Annotated in this window: 15 protein-coding genes; 14 read left to right on the top strand and 1 reads right to left on the bottom strand. The window is 38.2% G+C overall.

Annotated features, from left to right (window positions below; genetic code table 11):
- Positions 1–51 precede the first annotated feature (51 nt).
- The 5 genes from HMPREF2877_RS06190 (at position 52) to HMPREF2877_RS06170 (ending at position 3763) form a co-directional block, all read left to right on the top strand.
- Positions 52–498 (top strand): dUTP diphosphatase, encoded by a 447-nt coding sequence (locus HMPREF2877_RS06190; RefSeq protein WP_049529276.1) that lies wholly within the window; start codon positions 52–54, stop codon positions 496–498.
- A gap of 10 nt (positions 499–508) precedes the next feature.
- On the top strand, positions 509–976 hold the full coding sequence (locus HMPREF2877_RS06185; protein ID WP_061652425.1) for an isochorismatase family protein: 468 nt from the start codon (positions 509–511) through the stop codon (positions 974–976).
- Positions 973–2334, top strand: coding sequence for a DNA repair protein RadA (gene radA / locus HMPREF2877_RS06180; protein WP_072903619.1), 1362 nt, complete (start codon positions 973–975; stop codon positions 2332–2334). The genes HMPREF2877_RS06185 and radA overlap by 4 nt, the downstream gene beginning before the upstream one ends.
- An 85-nt stretch (positions 2335–2419) precedes the next feature.
- Complete coding sequence (locus tag HMPREF2877_RS06175) at positions 2420–3115, top strand: TIGR00266 family protein (protein ID WP_014632562.1); 696 nt, start codon at positions 2420–2422, stop codon at positions 3113–3115.
- A 150-nt stretch (positions 3116–3265) separates the two neighbouring features.
- Positions 3266–3763, top strand: coding sequence for a beta-class carbonic anhydrase (locus HMPREF2877_RS06170; protein ID WP_002885818.1), 498 nt, complete (start codon positions 3266–3268; stop codon positions 3761–3763).
- Between the two features lie 95 nt (positions 3764–3858).
- On the opposite strand, the gene HMPREF2877_RS06165 is transcribed toward HMPREF2877_RS06170, so the two are convergent.
- A complete protein-coding gene (locus HMPREF2877_RS06165; protein ID WP_002885872.1) occupies positions 3859–4212 on the bottom strand; it encodes a DUF3397 domain-containing protein in 354 nt (117 codons plus the stop codon).
- Positions 4213–4383: 171 nt separating this feature from the next.
- On the opposite strand from HMPREF2877_RS06165, the gene rplK reads away from it, so the two are divergent.
- From rplK to HMPREF2877_RS06120, 9 genes are all read left to right on the top strand, one after another.
- The gene (gene rplK, locus HMPREF2877_RS06160) at positions 4384–4809 is read left to right on the top strand and encodes a 50S ribosomal protein L11 (RefSeq protein ID WP_002885648.1); all 426 of its coding nucleotides are present in this window, start codon (positions 4384–4386) and stop codon (positions 4807–4809) included.
- Positions 4810–4908: 99 nt separating this feature from the next.
- Positions 4909–5598: a 50S ribosomal protein L1 gene (gene rplA, locus HMPREF2877_RS06155; RefSeq protein WP_002885800.1), complete on the top strand. Its 690-nt coding sequence runs from the start codon at positions 4909–4911 to the stop codon at positions 5596–5598.
- 181 nt (positions 5599–5779) lie between these two features.
- Positions 5780–7750: a peptide ABC transporter substrate-binding protein gene (locus HMPREF2877_RS06150; RefSeq protein WP_070579185.1), complete on the top strand. Its 1971-nt coding sequence runs from the start codon at positions 5780–5782 to the stop codon at positions 7748–7750.
- A gap of 235 nt (positions 7751–7985) precedes the next feature.
- Positions 7986–9440 (top strand): glutamate--tRNA ligase, encoded by a 1455-nt coding sequence (gene gltX / locus HMPREF2877_RS06145; RefSeq protein WP_022496041.1) that lies wholly within the window; start codon positions 7986–7988, stop codon positions 9438–9440.
- Positions 9441–9892: 452 nt separating this feature from the next.
- The gene (locus tag HMPREF2877_RS06140) at positions 9893–11200 is read left to right on the top strand and encodes a GHKL domain-containing protein (RefSeq protein ID WP_002885760.1); all 1308 of its coding nucleotides are present in this window, start codon (positions 9893–9895) and stop codon (positions 11198–11200) included.
- A gap of 57 nt (positions 11201–11257) precedes the next feature.
- Positions 11258–12148: a histidine kinase gene (locus HMPREF2877_RS06135; protein ID WP_070579182.1), complete on the top strand. Its 891-nt coding sequence runs from the start codon at positions 11258–11260 to the stop codon at positions 12146–12148.
- Positions 12149–12169: 21 nt separating this feature from the next.
- Positions 12170–13450: a hypothetical protein gene (locus tag HMPREF2877_RS06130; protein ID WP_070579179.1), complete on the top strand. Its 1281-nt coding sequence runs from the start codon at positions 12170–12172 to the stop codon at positions 13448–13450.
- A 23-nt stretch (positions 13451–13473) separates the two neighbouring features.
- Positions 13474–14790 carry a sensor histidine kinase gene (locus HMPREF2877_RS06125; RefSeq protein ID WP_049529280.1) on the top strand — a complete coding sequence of 439 codons (1317 nt, stop codon included), beginning with the start codon at positions 13474–13476 and terminating at the stop codon, positions 14788–14790.
- Between the two features lies 1 nt (position 14791).
- Positions 14792–15535, top strand: a complete 744-nt coding sequence (locus HMPREF2877_RS06120) for a response regulator transcription factor (RefSeq protein ID WP_002886967.1) — start codon at positions 14792–14794, stop codon at positions 15533–15535.
- Positions 15536–15597: the final 62 nt, after the last annotated feature.

Raw genomic sequence — 15597 nt, 5'->3', positions numbered from 1 at the left:
TGGCTAGTTTATACAAATACCAGTCAATAGATGTATCGAAAGGAAAAAATAATGACAAAAATTCGTGGATTTGAACTTGTATCAACGTATAACAATCAGGACTTGCTTCCAAAACGTGAGACAGCTCATGCTGCAGGTTATGACTTAAAGGTAGCAGAGAACACTGTAATTGCTCCTGGGGACATTGTTCTCGTCCCAACAGGTGTTAAGGCTTACATGCAACCTGGTGAGGTCCTCTATCTCTATGACCGTTCGTCAAACCCTCGTAAAAAAGGTCTGGTCTTGATCAACTCAGTTGGAGTGATTGACGGAGATTATTATGGAAATCCAGGAAATGAAGGTCATATCTTCGCCCAGATGAAAAATATTACTGATCAGCCCGTGACTCTTGAAGTTGGCGAACGCATCGTTCAAGGTGTCTTTATGCCCTTCTTGATTGTAGATGGAGACGAAGCTGATGGTGTTCGTACTGGTGGGTTTGGATCGACAGGGAAATAGAGGAAGCAAAGTGGCAGACTATTTGTTAGTAATCGATATGCAGTCAGATTATGTTGCTGTAGGAAAAGCATATCATGAAGAACTGATTGCAGCTGTAAATGACAAAATTGCTACCTATCCGAGCGACCGGGTTATCTATATTCTCAATCGTTTTTTCTGGGAGAGAAAAGATAGAAAGAAGAAATTTGCGACCGACTTGCTGCTTGTATCTTCTCGTATCTTTGAGAAGCGTCGGGCTTCTTGCTTTACTAATCCAGATTTAAAAGATTTTTTAGAGGGAAATGGTGCTAAAAGCATAGAGTTTATAGGGGTGGATGGCAATGGCTGTGTTAAGGCTTCCGTTTTGGCGGCTATCAAGGAGAACTATCAGGTTTCCGTCGGTTTGTCCGCTGTCGGAGTTGCCAACCAGAAGAAATTAAAAAAAACATTGCATAAGTGGCATTCTGCTGGAGTAAGCGTAGAAGGAGAATTATCATAGCAAAGAAAAAATCAACTTTTGTTTGTCGAGAATGTGGCTACAATTCACCCAAATATCTAGGGCGTTGCCCCAACTGTTCTTCTTGGTCCTCTTTTGAGGAAGAAGTTGAGGTGCAGGAGGTGAAAAATGCTCGTGTCAGTTTAACGGGTGAAAAGTCTAAACCAACTAAATTAAAAGAAGTATCCTCAATTAATTATGCCCGAATAAAGACTGACATGGATGAGTTTAACCGTGTTTTAGGTGGTGGCGTGGTTCCGGGTAGTCTGGTTCTTATTGGAGGAGATCCAGGTATAGGGAAATCGACTCTCCTCTTACAGGTTTCAACACAGTTAGCTAACAAGGGAACTGTCCTCTATGTTTCTGGGGAAGAATCCGCCGAGCAAATCAAATTGCGGAGCGAACGTTTAGGTGATATTGATAACGAATTTTATCTTTATGCTGAGACCAATATGCAAGCCGTTCGTAGCCAAGTGGAGGCTATAAAACCCGATTTCCTCATTATCGACTCTATTCAGACCATCATGAGCCCAGAGATTTCTGGCGTTCAAGGCTCTGTATCTCAGGTTCGTGAAGTTACTGCTGAACTCATGCAGATTGCCAAAACCAATAACATTGCCACATTTATTGTTGGGCATGTGACCAAGGAGGGACAGCTGGCTGGACCACGTATGTTGGAACACATGGTGGATACTGTGCTCTATTTTGAGGGAGAACGTCATCATACCTTCCGTATTTTGCGAGCAGTCAAAAACCGTTTTGGTTCAACCAATGAGATTGGGATTTTTGAGATGCAGTCTGGTGGTTTGGTAGAAGTGCTAAATCCTAGCCAAGTTTTCTTAGAGGAACGCCTAGACGGAGCCACAGGTTCTGCCATTGTTGTAACAATGGAAGGTAGCAGACCTATCTTAGCTGAAGTTCAAGCCTTGGTGACCCCAACCGTCTTTGGTAATGCCAAGCGGACAACAACAGGACTGGATTTTAACCGCGTCAGCCTCATTATGGCTGTTTTAGAGAAACGTTGTGGCCTTCTTCTCCAAAATCAAGATGCTTATTTAAAATCAGCTGGTGGTGTCAAATTGGACGAGCCGGCTATTGACCTTGCTGTCGCTGTTGCCATTGCTTCTAGTTACAAGGAGCTTCCAACCAATCCACAAGAAGCCTTTATAGGAGAAATTGGCTTGACTGGAGAGATTCGCCGAGTGACTCGTATTGAACAGCGTATTAATGAAGCTGCTAAATTAGGCTTCACTAAGATCTATGCTCCGAAGAATTCTCTACATGGTATGAAAATTCCAGAAGGTATCCAGGTCGTTGGCGTTACGACAGTGGGAGAAGTACTCAAAAAAGTCTTTTCTTAAAAAGTGATAGAAGGTCATTTTGGAAACGTTTGCAAAATTATATCTCCAATGCTATACTTTTCATAAGGATAGGGAGGTATTTATTATGCAATTTTTCACAGACAGCAACATGCAATTCCCTTTAGTAGAGTTATCTCTCAATCAAGGTGAAACAGTCTTTATCCAGCGTGGCAGCATGGTATACCACACACCTAATGTGACACTGAGTACCAAATTAAATGCCAGCGGATCAGGTCTAGGTCGCTTTGTAAAGGCTGTTGGGCGTTCAATGGTTTCGGGCGAAAGTAGCTTTATTACTCAGGTTGTCTCACAGTCCAATAACGGTTATATAGCCTTGGCCCCTGATTCTCCAGGTCAAGTGATTCCACTTTATTTAGGTGAAAAACAGTACCGACTAAATGACGGTGCCTTTCTAGCACTTGATGGCACAGCTTACTATACAATGGAGCTCCAGTCTGTTGGTAAGGCTATTTTTGGTGGTCAGGGTGGTTTCTTTGTGATGACAACCCAAGGTCAAGGAACACTCTTGGCGAATGCCTACGGTTCTATTAAAAAAATTGAGCTAAACAACCAAGAAGTGACTATTGATAATGCTCATGTCGTTGCCTGGAGTCAGACACTTGATTACGATATTCACTTGGAAAATGGTTTCTGGCAGTCTATTGGGACAGGAGAGGGTGTTGTGAATACCTTTAGAGGAACAGGTGAAATTTATGTTCAAAGTCTCAATCTTCAAACCTTTGCAGGCTTGCTTAATAGATACTTACCAAAACGTTCATAATATAAATTGAAGGAGGGTGGATGCTTGTTAGCATCTATTCTCCTTTTTATGTTGCGAACTCAATAGCTGACAAGTTAATAAAAAGATGATAAGATAGTGTGTAAATAATTTGATAGTCAAATTATTTTCTTCATTAGAAAGTGAGTTATTATGTCTTATTTTGAAAACTTTCTCAATGCCAACAAAGCCTATGTTGACCTCCACGGGACAGCCCATCTTCCCTTGAAACCAAAGACTAAGGTGGCTATTGTGACTTGTATGGATTCACGCCTTCACGTTGCCCAGGCCTTGGGGTTGGCCCTAGGTGACGCTCATATTTTGCGTAATGCGGGTGGTCGTGTGACGGAAGATATGATTCGTTCTTTGGTCATTTCTCAACAACAGATGGGGACACGAGAAATCGTAGTTCTTCACCATACAGATTGTGGTGCTCAGACCTTTAAGAACGATGAGTTTACCGCCTATCTCAATAAGGAACTTGGTGTTGATGTGTCTGATCAAGATTTTCTTCCATTCACAGATGTAGAAGAGAGTGTTCGTGAAGATATGGCGATTCTTCGTCAGTCACCGCTTATCCCTGAGGATGTTATCATCTCCGGTGCGGTTTATGATGTAGATACTGGTCGAATGACTCAAGTTCATCCCTAATACCGAAAAATTAAGCAGGCATGATTGCCTGCTTTTTTCATGGTTTGACATAAAAAAACTCAGCATAAAATATAAATGCTGAGTTAATCTAGTTTTTAAGAAACGATAAAAATAAGAATCACGGTCCCCAAATAGAAAAGACTAGTGATAAAAAAGCTTATACGCCAGAACAACTTAAGAAAACGTTTAAACTTGAAAGATTGTGTTTTTCTTAGCATCTGAATCGTGATAATGATAGCCGCCAAGGATAATAAGATGGTGATGTAAGGCAAAAAGCTATGGGTAAAGAAACGGGCTGACACAGCAACCACCTCAATAAAATAAAGTGGGAAGGTAAGGTCAGCAAAATTAAGCCCGAGGTATTTTAAACTAAAGAATCGGTGGATAATAAAAGCAAAGATAGGTGTTAAAATCAAAAATGCTATAGCAAAGAATTTATATAGAATCATAAGTCTATTTTACCTCGAAAAGGCCTATATGTAAATTTTTTCCTAAACTTAATAAGAAATTCTTGCATCTAAAAAGAATTTCTGTATAATAGATAAGGTATGTAAAAACATACTTGTGGGAGGTAACAAAACTTACTTACCGCCAAAACCACAATAGGAGGAAATTACAAAATGGCTAAAAAAGTCGAAAACATCGTAAAACTTCAGATTCCTGCTGGTAAAGCGACTCCAGCTCCACCAGTTGGACCAGCTCTTGGTCAAGCCGGAATCAACATCATGGGATTCACTAAAGAGTTTAACGCTCGTACAGCTGACCAAGCTGGTATGATTATCCCAGTTGTTATCTCTGTGTATGAAGATAAATCATTTGATTTCATCACTAAAACACCACCAGCTGCGGTTCTTTTGAAAAAAGCTGCAGGTGTTGAAAAAGGTTCAGGTACTCCAAACTCAGTTAAAGTTGCTTCAGTGACTCGTGCACAAGTACAAGAAATTGCTGAAACAAAAATGCCTGACTTGAACGCTGCAAACATCGAATCAGCTATGCGTATGATCGAAGGTACTGCACGTTCAATGGGATTCACTGTTACTGACTAATTCAGTTAACAAGAAAACCACAGACGTCGTCTCACTTCGCTGAGTGACGTGGAAGATGAAAGTCGTTATGACCACATTACACAAGGAGAAATAATTAACATGGCTAAAAAAAGCAAACAAATGCGTGCTGCTCTTGAGAAAATCGACAGCACAAAAGCTTACAGCGTAGAAGAAGCTGTAGCTCTTGCACAAGAAACTAACTTCGCAAAATTTGATGCTACTGTTGAAGTATCATACAACCTTAACATCGACGTTAAGAAAGCTGACCAACAAATCCGTGGAGCAATGGTATTGCCAAACGGTACTGGTAAAACTCAACGCGTTCTTGTATTTGCTCGTGGTGCTAAAGCTGAAGAAGCTAAAGCAGCAGGTGCTGACTTCGTTGGTGAAGACGAACTCGTTGCTAAAATCAACGGTGGATGGCTTGACTTTGACGTTGTTGTTGCAACACCAGATATGATGGCAATCGTTGGTCGTCTTGGACGTGTCCTTGGACCACGTAACTTGATGCCAAACCCTAAAACTGGTACAGTAACTATGGACGTTGCTAAAGCAGTTGAAGAGTCTAAAGGTGGTAAAATCACTTACCGTGCTGATAAAGCAGGTAACGTACAAGCTATCATCGGTAAAGTTTCATTCGAAACTGAAAAATTGGTTGAAAACTTCAAAGCATTTAACGATGCAATCCAAAAAGCTAAACCAGCTACAGCGAAAGGTACATACATCACAAACCTTTCAATCACTACTACACAAGGTGCTGGTATCAAAGTTGATCCTAACTCATTGTAAGAGTAGTAAAGAGCCTATCTTCGGATAGGCTTTTTTCTTACTCTAGACACGAAATTTGAGTAGAAAATAAAAAATATTCAGAAAGTAGTGTTGCTTTTTCGAATTTATGGTATAATTTAAGCGTATACACATAATTATTGATTTTTGAACTTTTTACGTTGCGAATTTAAGGAGGCAATGAATGAAAAAGAGTAAGGTATTTTTACTGGCAGCCGTAGGCCTGTTATCTGTAGGTGTTTTAACGGCTTGCTCGTCATCAAGTAAGACGTCTGGTAAGACTTATAATTATGTCTATGGTAGTGACCCTGCAACCTTGGACTATCTTGCTACAAACAAGAAAAATATGACTACAGCTGTTAGTAACGGTGTTGATGGTTTGTTTGAAAATGACCAATATGGGAATTTAAAACCTTCTGTCGCTGAAGACTGGTCTGTTTCTCAAGATGGTTTGACATATACTTACAAGATTCGTAAGGGACTTAAATGGTACACTTCAGATGGCGAAGAATATGCCAATGTAACAGCTAAGGACTTTGTAACAGGTCTTAAGCATGCTGCGGATACAAATTCTGAAGCGATTTATTTGCTACAAAACTCAGTTAAGGGCTTGAATGATTACCTTTCAGGTGCCAACAAGGACTTTTCAAATGTAGGTATTAAGGCTGTTGATGATTACACCTTGCAATATACACTTAGTCAACCAGAACCTTACTGGAATTCAAAATTGACTTACTCTGTTACTTGGCCTGTTAATGGAGACTTCTTGAAATCTAAAGGTAAAGATTTTGGTAAGTCAACAGACCCAACATCTATTCTTTATAACGGTCCATACCTTCTTAAGGCTTTGACAACGAAGTCATCTATTGAGTTCACCAAGAATGAAAACTATTGGGATAAGGATCACGTCTATTTTGATAATATCAAATTGACTTATGATGATGGATCAGACCAAGAGTCTTTGGAACGCAACTTTACAGATGGTGTATACAACTTAGCACGTCTATTCCCAACAAGTTCTAACTATTCCAAAGTTGAAAAACAGTACAAAGATAATATTTTCTATACGCAACCTGGATCAGCTGTAGAAGGTGTTGGTATTAATATTGACCGTCAAACTTATGGTCATACATCTAAAGAAAATGACCAGCAAAAGACATCAACTAAGACAGCTCTTCTCAATAAGGATTTCCGTCAATCATTAGGTTTTGCTATTGACCGTACAAATTACGCTGCACAACTTAACGGTAAGGAAGGTGGAAGTACTGCCGTTCGTAATATCTTTGTTAAACCAGACTTTGTTCAAGCAGATGGTAAGGACTTCGGAACAATGGTAATGGATCAACTTCCAGCTTATGGTGATGAGTGGTCTGGTGTGAATCTTGCAGATAGTCAAGATGGTCTTTATAACCCAGAAAAAGCTAAGGCTGAATTTGCTAAAGCCAAAGAAGCTCTTCAAGCAGAAGGGGTTCAGTTCCCAATTCATTTGGATGTCCCTGTTAATCAATCAAGTAAAATTACTGTGAATCAGGTACAATCAATTAAACAGTCTGTTGAATCTGCTCTTGGAAAAGACAATGTTGTGCTTGATATCCACCAATTGTCAGCTGATGATTTTAACAACATCACTTACTCTGCATCAAATGCAGCTGCAGAAGATTGGGACTTGTCAGTAGGTGTGGCTTGGGACCCTGATTACCTTGATCCTTCAACTTATCTTGATGTCTTGAAAACGACAAGTAGCGAAAATACTAAATCCTTCATGGGTTATGACGATCCAAATAGTCAAGCGGTTCAAAAAGTAGGTCTTAAAGAATATGACCAGTTGGTTGATGATGCTTCTAAGGAAACAACAGACTTGAAGGCTCGTTATGAAAAATATGCAAAAGCTCAAGCATGGTTGACAGATAGTGCCCTCTATCTTCCAACAACTACTTATAACGGTGCTGCTGCTGTAATTTCTCGTATTAAGCCATTCTCAGGAGCTTATGCTCAAGCTGGTGATAAAGGTTCTACATACTACTTCAAGTATCTTAAATCTCAAGATGATATTGTAACTAAGAAACAATACGACTCAGCTTATAAAGATTGGCTTAAAGAAAGAGCGAAATCTAATGACAAAGCTCAAAAAGATCTTGCCAAACACGTTAAGTAATCTATCGAAAACGTCTACCTTTAGGTAGTCGTTTTTTTAACAAAATTTCTCGAACCACCCCTAGATTGTGATATAATAAGAAAGATTGGTACTCGCTTCTAGATTTTTATTTGGAAAGTTTGGGGGATAGAGTTGCCTACTGGTACTTATCATCTTAAGTTAGTCCTAAGAAAGGGACTTTAGGCTCAATAGGTATCCAAAGACTGAAGAATGAAACATAAAAAGGAGATTTATCTTGGCTAAAGATATCCGCGTTCGTTACGCACCAAGTCCAACAGGGCTTCTACACATTGGTAATGCTCGTACAGCATTGTTTAACTACCTTTATGCACGTCATCATGATGGTACATTCATTATCCGTATTGAAGATACTGACCGTAAACGTCACGTTGAAGATGGTGAGCGTTCACAGCTTGATAACTTGCGTTGGTTGGGAATTGACTGGGATGAAAGTCCTGAAACACACGAAAACTATCGTCAATCAGAACGTTTACCGCTTTACCAAAAATATATTGATCAACTTTTGGCAGAAGGTAAAGCCTATAAGTCATACGTAACTGAAGAAGAGTTAGCTGCAGAGCGTGAACGTCAAGAAGCAGCTGGTGAAACTCCTCGTTACATTAACGAGTTCCTTGGCATGACTGAAGAAGAAAAAGCTGCCTACATCGCAGAACGTGAAGCGGCAGGTATTGTACCTACAGTTCGTTTGGCGGTTAATGAGTCAGGGATTTATAAATGGCATGATATCGTTAAGGGAGATATCGAATTTGAAGGTGGTAATATCGGTGGTGATTGGGTTATCCAGAAGAAAGATGGATACCCAACTTACAACTTTGCGGTAGTTGTTGATGACCATGATATGCAAATTTCACACGTTATCCGTGGAGATGACCATATTGCCAATACACCAAAACAACTCATGGTTTATGAAGCTCTTGGTTGGGAAGCTCCTGAGTTTGGACACATGACCCTTATCATCAATTCTGAAACTGGTAAGAAGTTGTCTAAACGTGACACTAACACCCTTCAATTTATCGAAGATTACCGTAAAAAAGGTTACCTTCCAGAAGCAGTCTTTAATTTCATTGCTCTTCTTGGTTGGAATCCTGGCGGTGAAGACGAAATTTTTTCTCGTGAAGAACTCATTAAACTTTTTGATGAAAACCGTCTAAGCAAGTCACCAGCGGCCTTTGACCAGAAAAAATTGGACTGGATGAGTAACGACTACATTAAGAATGCAGATTTCGATAAGGTCTTTGCTCTTTGCAAACCTTTCTTGGAAGAAGCTGGTCGTTTGACAGATAAAGCTGAAAAATTAGTGGAACTCTACAAACCACAAATGACAGCAGCAGAAGAAATTGTCCCTCTTACAGATCTCTTCTTTGAAGATTTCCCAGAATTGACAGAGGCTGAAAAAGAAGTTATGGCTGGTGAAACAGTACCAACAGTACTTAAAGCCTTTAAAGCCAAACTCGAAGCTATGTCTGATGATGAGTTTGTTGTTGAAAACATTTTTCCACAAATTAAGGCTGTTCAAAAAGAAACAGGAATCAAAGGGAAAAACCTCTTCATGCCAATCCGTATTGCTGTTTCAGGAGAAATGCACGGTCCAGAATTGCCAGATACTATTTTCTTGCTCGGACGTGAAAAATCAATCAAACATATTGATCAAGTTCTTGCAACACTATAAAAACAAACCCAACAATTGTTGGGTTTTCGAATGCACATAAGTGATGTGTCAATGATTATATGATTATTGATAAGACTGCATTTGTAATATAATGATGATATTTCGTAATCATATCATCATTTTCAAAACTTTAAATTAGTTTTATAATAGATTGGTAATAAAAATTAGGGAGGAGTGAGCATTATGAGAAGATTTGGTTGGTATTTCTACTACGTTATCGGCATGTACCCATAAAAAGAGGTAATGAGTCAGTTAAAGAGCTTAGTTTTTCTAAGCTCTTTTTATGTTTATGAAAAGTAAGGGATATGTGGGGTCGTCTGATGTTAGCTTGCTCTGAATCAGGAAAAAATAGCTTTATATTTTTAGCTTTTTCTAATAGGAGTGACGCTAAATTATATATTTATGTTACAATAAAGTAGGTTGATTTTGAAAGGAAGGGGGGGAGTCTAGAGATGATCGTTTTATTTACGGTTCTACGTCTATTGGCTATTTTAATTGTTAGTCACGATATGTCAGGTTTGCTCAAAACTTGGAAGAGTAAATGCTGGTTTATCGCAGGGAGTCTCTTGCTCTCTCTATTTGTTGGAGGCATTACAGGGTCGCTCTTAGCACTTTTGTTCTGCTATCTTTTCTTAAATAAAATATCTAGTAGTGAAAAGAATTCTTTTCTTTTCACCTTTTTGCCGTGGGTTTTTGTTGAAGTCACCTCGAAGCTGCTTCAACTTTACTTTTTCCCATGGATTTTTCAAATTAATTATTTACAGGTCAAAGACACCCCAGTACTCATTGCTTTGTCTTATCTCTTGATTTACCCAATTTTTCATCTGATTGTCAAAGTGTTCTTTATTGACTTTGGTGCTCTCAATGTTATGGGAAATAACCATACTTACCAAGTTAGACAACGCTTATTGGTTGGGGTGACTCTGGCTTATATTATTTTATCTTTAATTATTTTCTATGCCAGTAACATCTTTCCTTACACAGGCCTCTTTATTTATTTAGCAGGCAGTATTACGGTTGTTTACTCCATCCTCTTTATTTTGCTCTTTGCTCAGCTTAATATTTATTCTAAGAGAAGAGTGAAGGATCAGTTGGCTGAAGAAATGGCTAGACACGAGGAAAGTTTAGAAGAATATAGTCACCGTTTAGAAAAACTCTATAATGATATTTCTCAGGTGAAGAAGGATTATCTCGAAGGGCTTAAGACAATGGAGGTTAGTATCCAACGTCGAGACTTACCTGCTTTGAAACAAGAGTATGCAGAACTTTTAGAGAAATCTGGTAATAGCTTAACGTTGTCAAATTATGAATTATCACGTTTGATCAACTTAGAAATCACGTCTCTCAAGAGTCTCTTTTCTGCTAAAGTGCTTGAGGCAGAGAACTTAGGAATTAAGGTTAACTTGGAGTTGCCAGATGTCATATCGTCAACTCAGATAGAGGCCTTAGATTTGGTTGTGATTTCTTCTGTCTTCTTAAATAATGCTATTGAGTCGGCGGTGGATTCTGAAGATCCTACTTTAACTATATCTTTCTTTAAAAATCAAGGTTATCTTATCTTGGTTATTGACAATACAACCAGAGAAGAACGTATTCCTGTGTCAAGGATTTTTGATGAAGGGGTTTCTAGCAAAGGTGAAGGCCGAGGGCTTGGTTTGTCTAAGGTCGCAGATATACTTAATCGCTATCCAAAAGTAAATCTTGAGACTCGTAGTTGTGACCATCATTTTACACAGGTCCTCTCTTTTCAGGATAATTGATAAATCAAAGATACTATTTTTGGGGATAGGATAAGGGAATAGAAAGGGGAAAAGTATATGCAACTTGCGATTGATGGCCTTATTGCTTTGGTTGTTGTCGTTTCACATCTTGTGATTTTAGCTAGAATGGCTTATCTAGATGTTTTTACTTACCGTTACATTCCTTATGTAATCGTAGTAACTGCCGTTAAGTGGTTAGCCAAGGTGCTATGGCAAATTGATATTCCAGATGCAATTTATCTCCTAGTCTTTATTTTTCTTGAAAAACCTCAGGCTCTACGAGAAGAAAAGTATTTTTATGCTTTCTTTGCCCCTGTCTTTTGGACTTTGATTACAAGTTTCTTTAGTTTTTATCTTTTCCGAGTTTTCTTTAATAAGCCGGTCGAGTTGGTTCCAAACCATTTAGGAATCCTAGCTGTAGATAGTGTTGTTCTTCCCTTCTTTCTAGGTTTGCAAAAAATGTTCGGTTTAGATAGCTTCTTCCAGGAACCCTATCAGGACTTGCAGGATAAATATAAGAGCATGCTCTTGCAAGTTGATCTTATTTTAATTATCAGTTATCTGCTTCTCCTCTTTAAACAGGAGATATTCTCCTTGCTTCTGAGTCAGACCTATCTCCCAGGTTACCCTCAAATTTATATTTGGGTTGGTTTCCTTATACACATGTATATTCTTGTTCGTTTTGTTTCCTACGGTAAAGACGTACGTGATAGCAAAATTCTCAGAGAACAAGAGGAGCACTTGAGGAGTCTGGAAGCTTATAATGAAAAAATCGAAACTGCCTATAAGAGTGTACGCTCATTTAAACATGATTATGAAAATATACTCATTAGTATGCAGACAAGTATTGATAGTGGGGATTTTGACCTTATTGAACAAACCTATCAGGATATTTTGAAAAAGGCTGGTCAAGAACTCGTTGAGGAAGATGACGAAACTGTCTCTTGAGTGTAAACAGGAAATATTATCATGAACTTACAGCTTTGGACCATGGTATCACTTGAAAATAGTATTATTCAGATTATTAGTTTTCATATTACCTGGTTTATTTATAAAAAACTAACAAGGAGCACTCTAGCTTACTGGAAAGTATTTTGTTTAAGTCTCTTAGGTATAGTGGTATCATTTGGTAAAGGTGATGGCTTCTATTATCAAGTTGTTATCTTTCTAGCTTTGGCCTTAAAGGAACGGCGGAAGCATCGTTTGACGCTCTGGGCAAGCCTCTTTTTTGGGGCTTTCTCGGTTCTCTTTACTGATTTATTTGCGACTTTTACACCATATTATGTATTCAGTAACTTATTTACAAATATGAGCTTGGTTGAGATTCAAGAAAATTTCTTCCTAAATTTGCTATCTTATGTGATGATTTATCCTTTTTTTCTCTATGTCAATTATCTATCAAGTTCAGATATTGACAAGATTAAGGAGCTGATTTATTCCCATGGTCGTGAGCGTTTATTGATTGCGGTTGATTTGACCTTTGCACTCTACATTACTTGTAGTATTCTTTTGGTATCTACAGGTAGTGATGTGAGAGGGCCAATTTTTATTGCAATGGCGGTTTATCTCCTAATGGTAACAACCTTGAACCGCTATTCTCATAAATTTGTCAGAGAACGTAGTAAGGAAGCTGTGGAGACCTATGTCTATAACTTGGAAGTCTATAATAAGCATATTGAGGATCTTTTTACAAAAGTAAAACCTATTGAAAAAGATTTTGAGAGTCTTTTGGTAGCTCTTGAGACTCCTCTGGCTAAAAATCAATTGTCAGAGGTTTTATCCGTTTATCATGAGCATTTGAACCATCTTAAACTTGATAATTTGGATTTAAATGATAAGTTGGCTCCTTTGTTCGAGATTCCTTATCCGGTATTAAGAAGTTGGATTGTAAACCAAGTTATTCCTTTGGAACAAAAAGGTGTCACAGTTAGGTTGGATGTCAATGTTGATGCTTATCCTAATAATTTAAATGTTGCAGTTCTTATTAGAGTTTTAGAACGTTGCATGAACTTAGCTGAAAAACTTTGGGCCAAGGAGCCGGAGACAGATATTGGTTTCCTTATTCAACAGAATGAGGATGGCAATCTCAGCTTTATTCTTGAGAATACCAACCAGGAAGCTAATCCGAAACTTGACGATAGTCTGGCTATTAGTCGTGATTTTGCCCAGTTTTGCTGGTCAAACGGTATCGGTTTAACAAATAAAAAAGAATTATTTAAAACCTATCAAATTGTCACGGTAGGACTATAATCGTAGAAAGGAGAGGGATAACTATGCTGGGTAACATCCTATTTCAAATTTTGATGTTTATCATTATTTGGGATATCTACTTACGTATTGGTGGACAAAACACCAATCTTAAAAATCGTATACTTTATTTGTTATTTGATGTTGCTCTATGCATTTGGGGACAACTCATTGGACGCTATATAGGCATAGTACCTCCCTTAGTAGCCATTGTAACATTGACTTTTAGTTACCAACTGAATACAAGTGTCACCTCTGTAGAGCGCTTTTTTCTAGGTTTTTACCCAGTGGTACTAGTCGATTTGGCAAGACGTTTTTTGGCTACTTTCTTCTTTCCGCCGATACTTGGCATAACTGTTGATACTTTAAACACTAATATTTGGTGGTCTATGGTACCACTTTCCTTCGTCATGTTGACGGTCAGAATAGTAGATTTTATTTTACGTCTAGATTTTACAGATATCTTGAAAGTTGCTGCCCAACAAGAAAAAAAGAACCGTCTGGGTTTGGTCAACATGCTTCTTTTGCTTTATTATTTAGTTATCTTTTTGGTGTCGACATTTGATACTTATTTTCCAGAGTTACATCTTGAGGGTAGGTTTCGTTTACCATTGGTAGTGGGATATCTCTACTTACTCCTCTTTGTACTAGGAGCTGTGAACCAGTTTGCTAAGGAAAAAATAGAGCAGGATTTAGCGATGAAGCAAGCCAACTATCTTGATGATTTGAAGCGTGAGAATACTAGGGTAGAAGGTTTGTATAGAGACTTGATGCATGTTCGCTCTAACTATAATTTTCTGCTTAATAATCTGAGAGATATCGAAAGAACAGGAGATATTCGTTCTTACAAAAAAGATTTGGTTGATCTTTATGTGTATCGAGATCAGTACCACCTCTCTACTCGTGTTACAGATTTGGATAATATCCAAAACTCAAGTATTCATAGTCTACTTTCATCAAAGTATCATGAAGCTCAGATGTATCAACTCAACATTCATGCAGAAATTCCTGATCCAGTGATTCATAGCTATCTAACTGACTTAGATTTAGCAGTTGTTTTAGGTCATCTTATGAATAATGCTATTGATGGTGCTCGCAAAGCCCACGAGGGCTTTATTAGTATTGCCTATTTTGATGAAGAGGGCTGCCAGAGTTTTATTGTTGAAAGTGCAATTTCAGATGAAAAAGCTTTACTTTCAATGATGGCATCCCAAATTCCTATCAATGGGGGGGACGCAGGTATAAATGCTGTTCAAGATATCTTGGAACGTTATCCGAATACATCCTTCTCTGTTCGAAGTCAGAAACATAAAATGATGCAAATACTAGAAATGAGGCCCTAATATGAATATATATATTTTAGAAGATGATTTGATGCAACAAACACGTATTAGTGATATCATCAGAGAATTGGTTTCAGAGGGTGCGTTTTCTGTACGAAAACTTGAAGTTTTTTCTAAACCACATAAACTATTGTCCAGCATCAATGAGAAGGGGAACCATCAGATTTTTCTTTTGGATATTGATATTGATGGCAATCGAAAGAAGGGGTTAGAAGTTGCCTCTGAAATTCGTCAACAAGATGCTAATGCGGTTATTATTTTTGTAACAACTCACTCAGAATTTGCTCCAATTAGTTTTAAGTATAAGGTTTCCGCACTTGATTTTATTGAAAAGACAGTCTCTAATGTGGAATTCAAACAACAATTGAAACAAACCTTGACTTTTGTAAATCAAAAAATTGGAGATGTGGACGATGATGAGATGTTTGTGTTTGAAACTGCTCAGTCTAGAATACAAGTTCCGATGCGAGATATTTATTATTTTGCGACAGCTGCAACTCCTCATAAGGTAATGTTAATTACTAAAACAGAGCGCCTGGAGTTTTATGCTAATCTTGGAGATATTACTTCGGTGAATAAAATACTCTTTTCATGTCACCGCTCCTTTTTAGTTAATCTGGATAATATTGCCCGTATTGATAAGACGCAACTGATGATTTATTTTGAGAATGGTGATTCATGTCCGGTTTCTCGCTTGAAAATGAAGGCCCTACTTAAAAAATGGTCAGAGGTAAGAAATCATTAGTGGGAGTGACTAAATCAGACTTTTAAATTTGGCTCTATAATTTCTGTAGTGGGTAAAACCAC

Origin of the sequence: Streptococcus sp. HMSC072D03 (genome assembly GCF_001812855.1) — a bacterium.
Taxonomy (GTDB): Bacteria; Bacillota; Bacilli; order Lactobacillales; family Streptococcaceae; genus Streptococcus; species Streptococcus salivarius_D.
Note: the sequence above shows the minus strand (reverse complement) of the source record. Positions and strands in the feature narration are given on the sequence as shown.